Origin of the sequence: Streptomyces sp. NPDC053069 (assembly GCF_044546895.1) — a bacterium.
In the GTDB taxonomy this organism is placed as follows: domain Bacteria; phylum Actinomycetota; class Actinomycetes; order Streptomycetales; family Streptomycetaceae; genus Streptomyces.
On the sequence record NZ_JBITZN010000008.1, the window covers coordinates 1 to 12,959 of the forward strand.

Consider the following 12,959-nt stretch of genomic DNA (forward strand, 5'->3'; position numbering starts at 1 on the left):
GGCAAGATGCTGGACGAGCGGCTCGGCAAGATCACCTTCTGGACGCTTTTCGTCGGCTTCCACGGCACCTTCCTGGTCCAGCACTGGCTGGGCGCCGAGGGCATGCCGCGTCGTTACGCCGACTACCTGGCGGCCGACGGCTTCACCGCCCTGAACACGATCTCGACGATCAGCTCGTTCCTGCTCGGCCTGTCGATCCTGCCGTTCCTCTACAACGTCTGGAAGACGGCCAAGTACGGCAAGCCGGTCGGCGTGGACGACCCGTGGGGCTACAGCCGCTCGCTGGAGTGGGCGACGTCTTGCCCGCCGCCGCGGCACAACTTCGTCACCCTGCCGCGGATCCGCAGCGAATCCCCGGCGTTCGACCTGCACCACCCTGAGATCGCCGCGCTTGAGCAGCTGGAGTACGCCGGTCACGGCGCCGGCGCCGTCGAGGGCAGCAAGGAGGCCGGCAAGTGAAGATCCAGGGTCGGATGTTCATCTGGCTGAGCGTCTTCATCCTGATCATGGCCATCGTGTATGGCGTGTGGTCGAAGGAGCCGGCCGGTACCACCGCGCTCTTCCTGGCCTTCGGCCTGAGCGTCATGATCGGCTTCTACCTGGGCTTCACCGCCCGGCGGGTCGACGCGGGCGCCCAGGACGACAAGGAGGCCGATGTCGCGGACGACGCGGGCGAGCTGGGCTTCTTCAGCCCGCACAGCTGGCAGCCGCTCATGCTGGGCTTCGGCGGTGCGATCGCCTTCCTCAGCATCGCGGTCGGCTGGTGGCTGATCTACTTCTCGGCCCCGTTCATCGTGATCGGTCTGTTCGGCTGGGTGTTCGAGTACTACCACGGTGAGAACCGCACCCAGTAGCACACAAGAGCGCACGCCGGAAGCCCGGACACTCCATCAGGAGTGTCCGGGCTTCCGGCGTCTGCCGTAGTGTCGATGACTCGTACGGATTACCTGCCGCGCCAGTGGGGTCGGCGTCTCATAGCGTGATCATATGAACCACACTCCGCGGACCCGCACCGTCGTCAGCTGCGCCCTGCTGGTGACCGTCCTCGGCGCGGGCTTCATTGCCTGCGGTTCGGACGGCAACCCCCTGTCGGCCCAGCCGTACGACGCAGCGGACCTGATCTCCTTCAACGGCCCCGCCGACGCGGGCAAGCGGGCCGACCCGGACAAGCCCCTAGAGGTCACCGTGGACGACGAGGGGCGCATCACCGACGTCACGGCCCAGGACTCCACAGGGCGCTATGTGACGGGCGAACTCACCGCCGACGGCAGCCGCTGGCACAGCACCTCCCCGCTGGCCGCCAACGCCCACTACACGGTCACGGTGAGCACCGAGGACGACGACGGCGCGCCGGGCCGCAAGGTCTACACGTTCGACACCAGCAAGCCCAGCGGCAAGAAGCGTCTGAACGTCACCTTCGGGCCGGACGCGGGCCAGTACGGCGTGGGACAGCCCATCACCGCCCAACTCGACCAGGAGGTCAGGGACAAGGCACAGCGGGCCGTGGTGGAACGCGCCCTCAGAGTGGACTCCACGCCGGCCGTGCCGGGCTCCTGGTACTGGGTGAGCAACAAGGAACTCCACTACCGTCCCAAGGAGTACTGGCCCGTACACGCCAGCATCGAGGTGCACAGCAACCTGGACGGCGTACGGATCAGCGACCGGCTGTGGGGCGGCAAGTCGAAGCCGCTGAGGATCATCACGGGGGAGAAGATCGAGGCCGTCACGGACGCCTCGGCACACCAGCTGACGTTCTACGAGAACGGCAAGGTGATCAACCAGGTGCCCGTCACCACCGGCAAGCCCGGCTACGAGACCCGCAACGGAGTCAAGGTCGTCCTGGAGAAGCAGTACTTCGTACGGATGCGCGGCGTCACCGTCGGAATCGCCGAGGGCAGTTCCGACTCGTACGACCTGCCGGTCTACTACGCCACCCGGGTCACCTGGTCCGGCGAGTACGTCCACGCCGCACCCTGGTCCGTGGGCTCGCAGGGCTACGCCAACGTCAGCCATGGCTGCACGGGCATGAGCACCGGCAACGCCGAGTGGTTCTTCGACCACATCCACGAGGGCGACATCGTCAGGGTCGTCAACTCCAACGGCGACCCGATGGAACCCTTCGGCAACGGCTTCGGCGACTGGAACGTCGACTGGAAGAAATGGCGCACGGGCTCGGCCCTGAACACCGACCAGCCCGACGGCCCGACCCCGGCGGACACGGTACGCCTGCGGCCGACGGCAGTGTGAGGAGCGTACGGCAGGGGCGCGGGGCCGTGCCCGATGTGCGGCTGCCGCCGCGTGGGCGCGACGGGCCACGACGAACCGGCAGCGGCGCAGGCACCCCGCGCCCCAAGCTCCTAGGCGCCCACCAACCGCTTCTGGCGGAGCAGGGAAGCAAGGGCCGAGGCGAACTCCACCGGATCCACCGGCAGGGTCACCGCGGCGTCGGCCCGGCTCCAGGTGGCCAGCCACGCGTCCTGCGGCCGCCCCATCAGCAGCAGCACCGGCGGGCAGTTGAAGACCTCGTCCTTGATCTGCCGGCACACCCCCATGCCCCCCATCGGCACGGCCTCACCGTCCAGCACACACACGTCGATGCCGCCGCGGTCCAGCTCGCGCAGCACCGCCTCGGGCGTCGCACACTCCACGAACTCGACAAAGGGGACGTCGGGAGCCGGCTTGCGGCCGGAGGCCAGCCGTACTTGCTCGCGGGTGTTGGAGTCGTCGCTGTAGACCAGCACCGTGGCGGTCGGCTGCATTGTTCCTCCGGGACGTCAGCGTCGTACGGACGGACGGACAGGGCCGTTCGGGGCGGAGCTTACTCCCGTGGAAGTCCCCATGAACACCACGTCAACACCGGTTCGGCGGGGGGCAACACTCCGAACGGCACCCCCCGGAGTGAGGGCGGGATAAGCGACCGACATAATGTCGGTCGTGGCGACAGCAACGACAGTAGAAACCGGGCACGCGCACCCGTCGGTCAACCGGCCGAACCTCACCAGCGTCGGAACCATCATCTGGCTGAGTTCCGAGCTGATGTTCTTCGCGGCCCTCTTCGCGATGTACTTCACCCTGCGATCGGTGACGGGTCCGGCGCACTGGAAGCACATGGCCGACGCGCTCAATGTGCCCTTCTCCGCGACGAACACCACGATCCTGGTGCTCTCCTCGCTCACCTGCCAGCTCGGCGTGTTCGCGGCCGAGCGCGGGGACGTGAAGAAGCTCCGCGGGTGGTTCATCCTCACCTTCATCATGGGTGCGATCTTCATCGGCGGTCAGATCTACGAGTACACGAGCCTGGTGAAGGACGAGGGCATCTCGCTCTCCTCCGACCCGTACGGCTCGGTGTTCTACCTGACCACCGGCTTCCACGGCCTGCACGTGACGGGCGGTCTCATCGCCTTCCTGCTGGTCCTCGGGCGCACCTACATGGCCAAGAGGTTCACCCACGAGCAGGCGACCGCGGCCATCGTCGTGTCCTACTACTGGCACTTCGTCGATGTGGTCTGGATCGGCCTTTTCGCCACGATCTACCTGATCAAGTAGCCGGGACCGGCTCCCGCACATCCAGAAGCACCGACGCAGAAGATCCTGACACCGGGGTAATCCGTGAAAAAGCTCTCCGTACGACGACGCCATCCGCTGGCGGCGGTCGTCGTCCTACTCCTCGCGCTGGCGGCCACTGGGGGGCTGTATGCCGCGTTCGCACCCGCGGGCAAGGCGCAGGCCGATGATTCCGCCCAGTCCCTGACCATCAAGGAGGGCAAGAAGCTCTACGAGGTCGGCTGCGCCAGCTGCCACGGCACCGGTGGCCAGGGCTCCTCCGACGGGCCCAGCCTGGTCGGCGTGGGCGCCGCGGCCGTCGACTTCCAGGTCGGCACCGGCCGTATGCCCGCGGCCACCTCGCAGGGCGCCCAGGTCCCGCGCAAGAAGGTCGTCTACAACCAGACGCAGACCGACCAGCTTGCCGCGTACATCGCCTCGCTGGGCGCCGGCCCGAGCGTGCCCACCAAGGAGCAGTACGGCCCCGAAGGCGCGGACATCGCCAAGGGCGGCGAGCTGTTCCGCACCAACTGCGCGCAGTGCCACAACTTCACCGGCAAGGGCGGTGCCCTGACCAAGGGCAAGTACGCGCCGAGCCTGGAGGGTGTCGCTCCGAAGCACATCTACGAGGCCATGCAGACGGGCCCGCAGAACATGCCGTCCTTCCCCGACACCACGATGTCGGAGAAGAACAAGAAGGACATCATCGCGTACCTGAACGCGGTCAACGGCAGCCAGACGGAGAACCCGGGCGGTCTGGAGCTGGGCGGCCTCGGGCCGGTCAGTGAGGGTCTGTTCGCCTGGATCTTCGGCCTCGGCGCGCTGATCGCGGTCGCCGTCTGGGTCGCCGCTCGGACCGCAAAGGCCAAGAAGTCATGAGTAGCCAAGACATTCCAGAAGAGAACCTGCCCGCTGAGCAGGACCACGCGCACGGCGCGGTAGGGATCGCGGACGAGGAGAACCCGTTCGCGGACCCGGGGCTGCCGCCTCACGAGCACCGGATCCAGGACATCGACGAGCGGGCCGCCAGGCGGTCCGAGCGCATGGTCGCCCTGCTGTTCACGGTCTCGATGCTGGCCACGATCGGCTTCATCGTCGCGTACCTGGTGATCCCGAACGACAAGTCGATCTTCGTCTTCCCGATCGGGCACCTCAGCGCGATGAACTTCGCCCTGGGTCTGACCCTCGGCGTGGCGCTGTTCTGCATCGGCGCGGGCGCGGTCCACTGGGCCCGCACCCTGATGTCCGACGTGGAGGTCGCCGACGAGCGGCACGCGATCGAGGCCCCGGCCGACGTCCGCGCGAAGGTCCACGCGGACTTCCGCCAGGGCGCCAAGGAGTCGGCGCTCGGCCGCCGCAAGCTCATCCGCAACACGATGTTCGGCGCGATGGCCCTGATGCCGCTCTCCGCCGTCATGCTGCTCGGCGGCCTGGGCCCGAAGCCCGGGACCATGCTCCGGCACACCCTGTGGGCCAAGGGCAAGCGCCTGATCAACATGAACACCAACCAGCCGCTGCGCCCCGAGGACGTCGCCGTCGGCTCCCTCACCTTCGCCAAGCCCGACGGCCTGGAGGAGACCGACGAGGAGTTCCAGAACGAGATCGCCAAGGCGGCCCTGATGATCGTCCGGCTGCAGCCGGGCAACATCAAGGACAAGCGCGAGCTCGACTGGTCGCACGAGGGCATCGTCGCCTTCTCCAAGATCTGCACCCACGTCGGCTGCCCGATCTCGCTGTACGAGCAGCAGACGCACCACGTGCTGTGCCCGTGCCACCAGTCCACCTTCGACCTCTCCGACGGTGCCCGAGTGATCTTCGGCCCCGCCGGCCACGCCCTGCCGCAGCTGCGCATCGGCGTGGACAGTGAGGGTTACCTCCAGGCGCTCGGCGACTTCGAGGAGCCCGTCGGTCCTGCATTCTGGGAGCGCGGATGAGTACTGCATCGAACGACGCACCCCGCTCTCGCGGGAAGGCGCCGGCCGGCGAGCGGATCGCCGACTGGGCCGACGGCCGGCTCGGGATCTACTCCCTGGCCAAGGCCAACATGCGCAAGATCTTCCCCGACCACTGGTCGTTCATGTTGGGCGAAGTGTGCATGTACAGCTTCATCATCATCATCCTGACGGGTGTCTATCTGACGCTGTTCTTCCACCCGTCGATGAACGAGGTGGAGTACCACGGCAGCTACGTCCCGCTCCAGGGGCAGCTGATGTCCGAGGCGTTCAACTCGACCCTGCACATCTCCTTCGACGTGCGCGGTGGTCTGCTCGTCCGGCAGATCCACCACTGGGCCGCGCTGATCTTCCTCGCCGGCATGTTCGTGCACATGATGCGCGTGTTCTTCACCGGCGCGTTCCGCAAGCCGCGTGAGATCAACTGGCTGTTCGGCTTCCTGCTGTTCGTCCTCGGCATGTTCACCGGCTTCACCGGTTACTCGCTCCCGGACGACCTGCTCTCCGGCACCGGTGTGCGCTTCACCGAGGGCGCGATCCTGTCGATGCCGATCGTCGGCACGTACATCTCGATGTTCCTCTTCGGCGGAGAGTTCCCCGGCCACGACTTCGTCGCCCGGTTCTACTCGATCCACATCCTGCTGCTGCCGGGCATCATGCTCGGCCTGATGGTGGCGCACCTGATCCTGGTCTTCTACCACAAGCACACGCAGTTCGCGGGTCCCGGAAAGTCCGAGAAGAACGTCGTCGGCATGCCGCTGCTGCCGGTCTACATGGCCAAGGCCGGAGGCTTCTTCTTCCTGGTCTTCGGTGTCATCGCGGCCATCGCGGCGGTCGCCCAGATCAACCCGATCTGGGCCATGGGTCCCTACCGTCCGGACCAGGTGTCCACCGGCGCCCAGCCCGACTGGTACATGGGCTTCGCCGAGGGTCTGGTCCGCTACATGCCGGGCTGGGAGATCAACCTCTGGGGTCACACGCTGGTCCTGGGCGTGTTCATCCCGCTGGTGCTCTTCGGTCTCGTCCTGGCGGCGATCGCCGTCTACCCGTTCATCGAGTCCTGGATCACCGGCGACAAGAGCGAGCACCACATCCTGGACCGCCCGCGCAACGCCCCGACCCGTACCGCGTTCGGTGTCGCCTGGGTGACGGTCTACATGATCGGCCTGGTCGGCGGTGGCAACGACCTGTGGGCCACCCACTTCCACCTGTCGATCAACGCCGTCACCTGGTTCGTCCGGATCGGCTTCTTCGTCGGACCGGTCGTCGCGTTCATCGTCACCAAGCGGATCTGCCTCGGCCTGCAGCGCCGCGACCGCGACAAGGTGCTGCACGGCCGCGAGACCGGCATCATCAAGCGCCTGCCGCACGGTGAGTTCATCGAGGTGCACGAGCCGCTCAGCCAGGAGCAGCTGCACACCCTCACGGCTCACCACCAGTACGCGCCGGCCGAGATCGGCCCGACGGTCGACGAGAACGGTGTCGAGCGCAAGGTTCCGGCCTCGGAGAAGCTCCGGGTCAAGCTGTCGAACGCCTACTACGGCGAGGACAACCAGATCCCGAAGCCGACCGTCGAGGAGTACAAGGAGATCACGAGCGGCCACGGCCACCACTGATCACCGCGTCGCCACACACGCTGAAGGGCCCCGTCCGGGTTGCGGACGGGGCCCTTCGCCGTCTCCGTGGCTGGATAGGGTGGGATCACACTGTCCCTTACGACACCAGGAGCGGCTGATGAGCGCTGTGACCCCCGCTGGAGGCGACACCGCGGCGGGCCGTTCCTGGCCCGAGGTACTGAACGCCCTGCTGGAGGGCCGCGACCAGAGCGCGGACGCCACGGCATGGGCCATGGACCGGATCATGCGCGGCGAGGCGACGGACGCGCAGATCGCGGGATTCGCCGTGGCGCTGCGCGCCAAGGGCGAGACGGTGGAGGAGATCAGCGGGCTCGTGCGCGCGATGTACGCGCACGCGAACGTGATCGAGGTGCCGGGGCGGACCGTGGACATCGTCGGCACGGGCGGTGACGGTGCCAAGACGGTGAACATCTCCACGATGTCGTCGATCGTCGTCGCCGGCACCGGGGCGAAGGTCGTCAAACACGGCAACCGGGCCGCGTCCTCGGCGTCGGGTGCGTCGGACGTGCTGGAGAAGCTGGGCGTCAATCTCAACCTTCCGCTGGAGCGGGTCCCGCAGGTCGCCGAGGAGGCCGGGATCACCTTCTGCTTCGCGGTGAAGTTCCACCCGGCACTGCGCCATGTGGCCGCGGCGCGCGGCCAGTTGGGCATCCGCACGACCTTCAACGTGCTCGGCCCGCTGACCAACCCCGCGAAGGTGCGGTCCCAGGCCGTCGGGGTGGCGGATCTTCGGATGGCGCCCATCGTGGCCGGTGTCCTGGCCGAGCGCGGCAACTCCTCCCTGGTCTTCCGCGGCGACGACGGCCTGGACGAGCTGACCACGACCGCCACCTCGCGGGTGTGGGTGGTCCGGGACGGCAAGGTCGCCGAGGAGTCCTTCGACCCGCGGGACGTCGGCCTCGACCTCGTCCCCGTGGAGGCCCTGCGCGGCGCGGACGCGTCGTACAACGCGGAGGTCGCCCGCCGCCTGCTCGACGGTGAGACGGGGCCCGTACGGGACGCGGTGCTGCTGAACTCGGCGGCGGCGCTCGTCGCGCTGCGGCCGACGGACGCGCCGCTGGCCGAGCAGCTGCGGGCCGGGATGGACCGGGCGGCGGAGTCGATCGACTCCGGTGCGGCGAAGCGGACGCTGGAGCGCTGGGTGGCGGCCAGCAACGCCTGAGACACACAGGGTGCGGTCCCGCGATTCGGACACGGGTTGCGGGACCGCGATCACTTCACGTACGTTCCTGACCAGGTCATGAGTGACAGTCATTCGGCCCCGGCCGGCTGTCCGGCAACCCTCCGTCCGTGGCGGGGTGCCCCGGGTGAAGACCAGGCCGTAGGCAGCGAGGTCTACGGCAAGCGCGGACCCCTCGCGCGCTTCTGAAGCGCGGGACCAGGGGTCCTGGTCGTTCGAGGGAGCCTTCCGTGAGCAAGCGAATGCGATAGGGCCGCCGAGCCCCGCCTCCGCACACCCTTTTCTCTTCTTCCTGCGCCCCAGGGCGTATGTCTCACGGGAGTTCCCTCATGTCCGTCTTCACCGCTGCCGCCGACCAGTCCGTTTGTGCCCCTCTGCCGGTTCTGGGCAGGGATGTCACCGTCCCGCTCGTCACCGGCGGAGAGGTCACCTACGCGGCCCTCGACTACGCGGCCAGCGCCCCCGCCCTGCAGCGTGTCTGGGACGACGTGGCGGCCTACGCCCCGTACTACGGCAGCGTCCACCGCGGCGCCGGCTACCTCTCCCAGCTCTCCACCGACCTGTTCGAGAACGCCCGCAGGACGGTCGCGGAGTTCCTGGACTGCCGGACCGACGACCAGCTGATCTTCACCCGGTCCACCACCGACTCCCTGAACCTGCTGGCCCGCGCCCTCCCCGCCGACTGCCAGGTCTTCGTCTTCGAGACCGAGCACCACGCCTCCCTGCTGCCCTGGCAGGACGCGAAGGTCACCTGCCTCGACGCCCCGCGCACCCCGCAGCAGGCCGTCGAGACCCTGGAGCGCGCCCTCGCCGACCGTGACCCCTACGACCCGGCCCTGGTCTGCGTCACCGGCGCCTCCAATGTCACCGGCGAACTGTGGCCGGTGCGCGAACTGGCGGCGACGGCGCACGCGCACGGCGCCCGCATCGTCCTGGACGCCGCCCAGCTGGCCCCCCACCACCCCGTGTCGGTCCGCGACCTGGACGTCGACTGGGTCGCTTTCTCCGGCCACAAGCTGTACGCCCCGTTCGGCTCCGGTGTCCTGGCCGGCCGCGCCGACTGGCTGCGCACGGCCGAGCCGTATCTCGCGGGCGGCGGCGCCAGCCGCAAGGTGACCCGGCGTCAGGACGGCGGCGTGGACGTGGAGTGGCACGAGAGCGCCGCGCGGCACGAAGCGGGGTCGCCCAATGTGATCGGCGCCTACTCCATCGCGTCGGCCTGCAAGGCACTCACCGAGGCCGGCTGGGACACCCTGGTCGCCCGTGAACAGCACCTGGTCGCCAGGGTCCGCGCGGGCCTCGCCGAGGTCCCGCAGGTGAAGGTGCTGTCCCTGTTCGGCGACGACGCCCCGCGCGTCGGCGTCATCTCCTTCGTCGTGGAGGGCTGGAACAGCTCCCACTTCGCCGCGGCGCTCTCCGCCGAGTACGGCATCGGCGTCCGCGACGGCCTCTTCTGCGCCCACCCCCTGGTCCGCACCCTCCTCGGCAGCGACCCCCAGGCCCAGGGCGAGTGCGGCGCTCCCGAGGCCGCCCCGGGAGAGAAGTCCCTCAACGCCATCCGCGTCAGCTTCGGCGCGGGAACGCCCGACGAGCACGTGGAGCGTTTCGTGACGGCGGTACGGGAGCTGGTGACCGACGGTGCGAAGTGGACGTACCGCACGGAGGAGGGCCGCTGCGTCCCGGCGGTGTGAAGCAGGCCTCGGGGCGGCGCCCGCGCCTGAGCGGCGCAGCCCCTAGTTGTCCAGGCCGATCGAGAACGCGGCCTCCAGGTCGTGCTGGGAGTAGGTGCGGAACGCGACGTGCGTGTCCGTGGCCTCCACGCCGGGGATCTTGCTGATTCGGCCGGGGATGACCTCGGCCAGGTCCTCGTGCCGGGCGACCCGGACCATGGCGATCAGGTCGTAGGTGCCGGTGACCGAGAAGACCTCGCTGACGCTCTCCAGCGCGGCGATCTGTTCCGCGATCTCGGGGATCCGGTCCACGCTGGTCTTGATGAGGACGATCGCGGTGATCACGGCTGGTTCTCTCCCTCGGGTGCCGGAGCTGGGGCGGACTTCACTCTAGCCGTACGGCCATAGCGCACCCATGCGTAGCCGAAGCCCAGGCCGAAGCCGACCAGGTGGGCCAGATACGCCACCCCGGGGCCGTCGGAGGCCTGCCGTGCCGCCGCCCACTGCAGCGCCGCCCAGGACGGCAGCACGACCCACGCCGGGAAGCGCAGCGGCAGGAAGAACAGGAACGGGAGAAGACTGGTCACGCGGGCGCGTGGGAACAGGTACAGGAACGCTCCGAGGACCGCCGAGATCGCCCCGGACGCGCCGACCAGCGACTGCTCGGAGGCGGCGTTGGCGGCCGCGTAGCCCAGCAGGGCCAGGTAGCCGCAGCCGACGTAGAAGAGGGTGAACTCGACCCGGCCCATCCGTTCCTCGGTCATCCCGCCGAAGACGAAGAGGAAGAGCATGTTGCCGAGCAGATGCACCCAGCTGCCGTGCACGAACAGGGCCGTGGCGGGGGTGAGGGCCGCGTGCGCCGGTCCGGCGAACAGCTCGGACGGCACCACGCCCCAGCGCCGGAAGTACGCCCGCTGCGCGGCGAGCAGCGCGCTCCCGGAGCCGTACCCCGGCACGAGCCCCGAGGCCGGGCCCAGGACGAACAGCAGACAGCACAGGCCGATGAGGACGTATGTCATCGGTGCCGGCGCGCTCCGGACCGCTCTGAGGGCCCTGCCGGCCGCCGTGCTCCACTCGCTGATCATGAACACAGAGCATGACGTAACGGGACGCAACCCGACAGACCGCCTCGCCGCCGCGGACGGACGGGCGGCGAGTCCCCGGCAGGCCGTAGGGTTACGGCCACACGCGTCGGCCGGCGGCGCGGGAGCGAGACGAGAAGGAAGCGGACAGCCACGATGACGGTTCCCCTGCCGACCGCGAAGACCCGGTGGCGTTGCACCCTGTGCGGCAACCTCACCCGGTTCGACGTGACCCGTTCCTCGAAGGTCGTCGAGTACGTCCACCTCGATCTGGCGGGCGAGCCGACGGTGGAGGAGCGCGAGGTGGTCAGTGAGACCATCGAATCGGTGCGCTGCCGCTGGTGCAACGCGGTGGACCAGGTGGAGCTCGTGGACAGGCCGGGCGCCGGCTCCTGAGCGGAGCGGCCGCGGAGAAGTAAACAGACATAGTGGGGTGTGACGGATGGTGGAGACCACAGGCGGGGGGCCGGGCGACGGCACCGCTGAGGTGCTTGACCGTCCGCTGCCCGACGGCGTGCGCCGCAGGGTCGTGCAGATCGTCTCGGACGGCTTCGGCGGGCTGACCGTGGCGGAACTGCCCGCCCAGCTACGGCAGTACGCCCGGTTCGCCCCCAATCGCCGGGCGAAGTTCGCCGGGAACGCGATGGCGGCGGCGCTGGAGACGGATCCGCTCTTCCGGCAGCGGATCGGAGAGAAGTTCAGAGAGGCCCAGCCGGAACTCGCCGGCGCTCTCGACTCCGGCTCCCCGCCCCCGGCCGCGGACCCGCTCGACGTGGCGGCCGCGGCCTATGTACTGCGCCCGCCGGGCTGGGTGAAGCTGGTCACCGCGGCCGGCGAGGAGGCCCAGCGCGCCGACGCCGAGCGGGCGGACGAGGAGAGCCGGGCCGAGCTGGAGCGGTTGCGTGCCGAGCTGGCCCAGGCCCGCGACCAGACCCGCGCCGAGACCGAACGGCTGCGCACGGAGCTGGAGTCGGCGAGGAGGGAAGCCGAATCGCTGCACCGTAAGCTCCGTGCCGCCCTCAGTGACGTCAAACGGGGCGAGGCCGCCCTGCGCAAGGCCCGGGGCGAGATCGACGCCGTACGCACGGAGGCGCACCTGCAGGTGTCGGCCGCCGAGAGCGAGTCCCGCCGGCTCAAGGCCCGCCTGGGCGAGGCGGAGGCCACGCTGGAGGCCACCCGCCGCGCGGCCCGTGAGGGCCGCAGCGTGGAGGACATGCGGGTCCGGCTGCTGCTGGACACCCTGCTGGAGGCCGCCCAGGGGCTGCGCCGTGAACTCGCCCTGCCGCCGGTGTCCGTGCGGCCCGCCGAGACGGTCGACGCGGTCGAACCCGGACGGATGACCCCGAAGGACATCGCGGCGCGCGCCCTGTCCGAGCACGATCCGGCCATCCTCGACCAGTTGCTCGCGCTGCCGCAGGCGCATCTGGTGGTCGACGGCTACAACGTCACCAAGACCGGCTATCCGCAGATGCCGCTGGAGAAGCAGCGGCTGAGGCTGCTCGGCCAGCTGTCGGCGCTCGCCGCCCAGACCGGTGCCGAGGTGACCTGTGTCTTCGACGGCGCCGAACTGGCCGCCCCGGTGCTGCTCGCACCGCCGCGCGGGGTCAGGGTGCTGTTCTCCAAGCCGGGGGTCACGGCCGACGAGCTGATCCGCCAGCTGGTGCGCGCGGAGCCGCCGGGCCGTCCGGTCATCGTCGCCTCCACCGACCGTGAGGTGGCCGACGGGGTCGCCAAGGCCGGTGCCCGACCGGTCGCGTCTGCGGTGCTTCTCAAGCGACTGTCCTGAAGGTCCAACGGGCAGACTCAATGCCCGAATTGGCCGTATCGTCACGCAACGTAGGGTCAAGCGCGCATCACTGCATGTGAGTTCTGTGCAAAGAATGCATTGCGTGATG

At 69.1% G+C, this 12,959-nt stretch carries 14 protein-coding genes and 1 riboswitch; of the genes, 11 read left to right on the forward strand and 3 right to left on the reverse strand.

The window, feature by feature from the left end; translation table 11 throughout:
• The 3 genes from ACIGXP_RS19570 to ACIGXP_RS19580 all read left to right on the forward strand — a co-directional run.
• The coding region (locus tag ACIGXP_RS19570; RefSeq protein ID WP_399769891.1) for a cbb3-type cytochrome c oxidase subunit I at window positions 1–459 on the forward strand (459 nt) is incomplete at its 5' end.
• Window positions 456–854, forward strand: a complete 399-nt coding sequence (locus ACIGXP_RS19575) for a cytochrome c oxidase subunit 4 (RefSeq protein WP_031166647.1) — start codon at window positions 456–458, stop codon at window positions 852–854. The genes ACIGXP_RS19570 and ACIGXP_RS19575, both read left to right, overlap by 4 nt.
• Window positions 855–987: 133 nt before the next feature.
• Window positions 988–2,247, forward strand: a complete 1,260-nt coding sequence (locus tag ACIGXP_RS19580) for an Ig-like domain-containing protein (protein ID WP_399769894.1) — start codon at window positions 988–990, stop codon at window positions 2,245–2,247.
• Between the two features lie 110 nt (window positions 2,248–2,357).
• Here the strand turns inward: ACIGXP_RS19580 and ACIGXP_RS19585 are convergent, their stop codons facing one another.
• A complete protein-coding gene (locus ACIGXP_RS19585; protein ID WP_363220412.1) occupies window positions 2,358–2,759 on the reverse strand; it encodes a hypothetical protein in 402 nt (133 codons plus the stop codon).
• A gap of 166 nt (window positions 2,760–2,925) precedes the next feature.
• Here ACIGXP_RS19585 and ACIGXP_RS19590 point away from each other — a divergent pair, with 166 nt between their 5' ends.
• From ACIGXP_RS19590 to ACIGXP_RS19615, 6 genes are all read left to right on the forward strand, one after another.
• Window positions 2,926–3,546, forward strand: a complete 621-nt coding sequence (locus ACIGXP_RS19590; protein WP_363220413.1) for a heme-copper oxidase subunit III — start codon at window positions 2,926–2,928, stop codon at window positions 3,544–3,546.
• 63 nt (window positions 3,547–3,609) lie between these two features.
• The gene (locus tag ACIGXP_RS19595) at window positions 3,610–4,422 is read left to right on the forward strand and encodes a c-type cytochrome (RefSeq protein WP_399769899.1); all 813 of its coding nucleotides are present in this window, start codon (window positions 3,610–3,612) and stop codon (window positions 4,420–4,422) included.
• On the forward strand, window positions 4,419–5,477 hold the full coding sequence (locus ACIGXP_RS19600) for a Rieske 2Fe-2S domain-containing protein (protein ID WP_399769902.1): 1,059 nt from the start codon (window positions 4,419–4,421) through the stop codon (window positions 5,475–5,477). The genes ACIGXP_RS19595 and ACIGXP_RS19600 overlap by 4 nt, the downstream gene beginning before the upstream one ends.
• Window positions 5,474–7,111 carry a cytochrome bc complex cytochrome b subunit gene (locus tag ACIGXP_RS19605; RefSeq protein WP_399769905.1) on the forward strand — a complete coding sequence of 546 codons (1,638 nt, stop codon included), beginning with the start codon at window positions 5,474–5,476 and terminating at the stop codon, window positions 7,109–7,111. Before ACIGXP_RS19600 ends, ACIGXP_RS19605 begins: the two co-directional genes overlap by 4 nt.
• A 118-nt stretch (window positions 7,112–7,229) precedes the next feature.
• Complete coding sequence (gene trpD / locus ACIGXP_RS19610) at window positions 7,230–8,294, forward strand: anthranilate phosphoribosyltransferase (RefSeq protein ID WP_363219462.1); 1,065 nt, start codon at window positions 7,230–7,232, stop codon at window positions 8,292–8,294.
• Between the two features lie 74 nt (window positions 8,295–8,368).
• A riboswitch (SAM riboswitch) is annotated at window positions 8,369–8,485 on the forward strand.
• 156 nt (window positions 8,486–8,641) lie between these two features.
• A complete protein-coding gene (locus ACIGXP_RS19615) occupies window positions 8,642–10,003 on the forward strand; it encodes an aminotransferase class V-fold PLP-dependent enzyme (protein ID WP_399769908.1) in 1,362 nt (453 codons plus the stop codon).
• Between the two features lie 42 nt (window positions 10,004–10,045).
• On the opposite strand, the gene ACIGXP_RS19620 is transcribed toward ACIGXP_RS19615, so the two are convergent.
• Together ACIGXP_RS19620 and ACIGXP_RS19625 are read right to left on the reverse strand one after the other, a co-directional pair.
• Complete coding sequence (locus tag ACIGXP_RS19620) at window positions 10,046–10,327, reverse strand: Lrp/AsnC ligand binding domain-containing protein (RefSeq protein WP_363219460.1); 282 nt, start codon at window positions 10,325–10,327, stop codon at window positions 10,046–10,048.
• Window positions 10,324–11,067, reverse strand: coding sequence for a rhomboid family intramembrane serine protease (locus ACIGXP_RS19625; protein WP_363219459.1), 744 nt, complete (start codon window positions 11,065–11,067; stop codon window positions 10,324–10,326). The genes ACIGXP_RS19620 and ACIGXP_RS19625 overlap by 4 nt, the downstream gene beginning before the upstream one ends.
• Before the next feature lie 153 nt (window positions 11,068–11,220).
• Here ACIGXP_RS19625 and ACIGXP_RS19630 point away from each other — a divergent pair, with 153 nt between their 5' ends.
• Entirely contained in the window at window positions 11,221–11,460 is a 240-nt protein-coding gene (locus ACIGXP_RS19630) for a hypothetical protein (RefSeq protein WP_363219458.1), read from the forward strand.
• A 46-nt stretch (window positions 11,461–11,506) separates the two neighbouring features.
• Entirely contained in the window at window positions 11,507–12,850 is a 1,344-nt protein-coding gene (locus ACIGXP_RS19635; protein WP_399769913.1) for an NYN domain-containing protein, read from the forward strand.
• Window positions 12,851–12,959 lie beyond the last annotated feature (109 nt).

What these genes read in the sequence shown, in the direction of transcription:
- ACIGXP_RS19580 (WP_399769894.1), top strand. Translation starts at nt 988, where the DNA reads ATGAACCACACTCCGCGGACCCGCACCGTCGTCAGCTGCGCCCTGCTG.
- ACIGXP_RS19585 (WP_363220412.1), bottom strand. Translation starts at nt 2,759, where the DNA reads ATGCAGCCGACCGCCACGGTGCTGGTCTACAGCGACGACTCCAACACC.
- ACIGXP_RS19590 (WP_363220413.1), top strand. Translation starts at nt 2,926, where the DNA reads ATGTCGGTCGTGGCGACAGCAACGACAGTAGAAACCGGGCACGCGCAC.
- ACIGXP_RS19600 (WP_399769902.1), top strand. Translation starts at nt 4,419, where the DNA reads ATGAGTAGCCAAGACATTCCAGAAGAGAACCTGCCCGCTGAGCAGGAC.
- ACIGXP_RS19605 (WP_399769905.1), top strand. Translation starts at nt 5,474, where the DNA reads ATGAGTACTGCATCGAACGACGCACCCCGCTCTCGCGGGAAGGCGCCG.
- trpD (WP_363219462.1), top strand. Translation starts at nt 7,230, where the DNA reads ATGAGCGCTGTGACCCCCGCTGGAGGCGACACCGCGGCGGGCCGTTCC.
- ACIGXP_RS19615 (WP_399769908.1), top strand. Translation starts at nt 8,642, where the DNA reads ATGTCCGTCTTCACCGCTGCCGCCGACCAGTCCGTTTGTGCCCCTCTG.
- ACIGXP_RS19625 (WP_363219459.1), bottom strand. Translation starts at nt 11,067, where the DNA reads ATGATCAGCGAGTGGAGCACGGCGGCCGGCAGGGCCCTCAGAGCGGTC.
- ACIGXP_RS19630 (WP_363219458.1), top strand. Translation starts at nt 11,221, where the DNA reads ATGACGGTTCCCCTGCCGACCGCGAAGACCCGGTGGCGTTGCACCCTG.
- ACIGXP_RS19635 (WP_399769913.1), top strand. Translation starts at nt 11,507, where the DNA reads ATGGTGGAGACCACAGGCGGGGGGCCGGGCGACGGCACCGCTGAGGTG.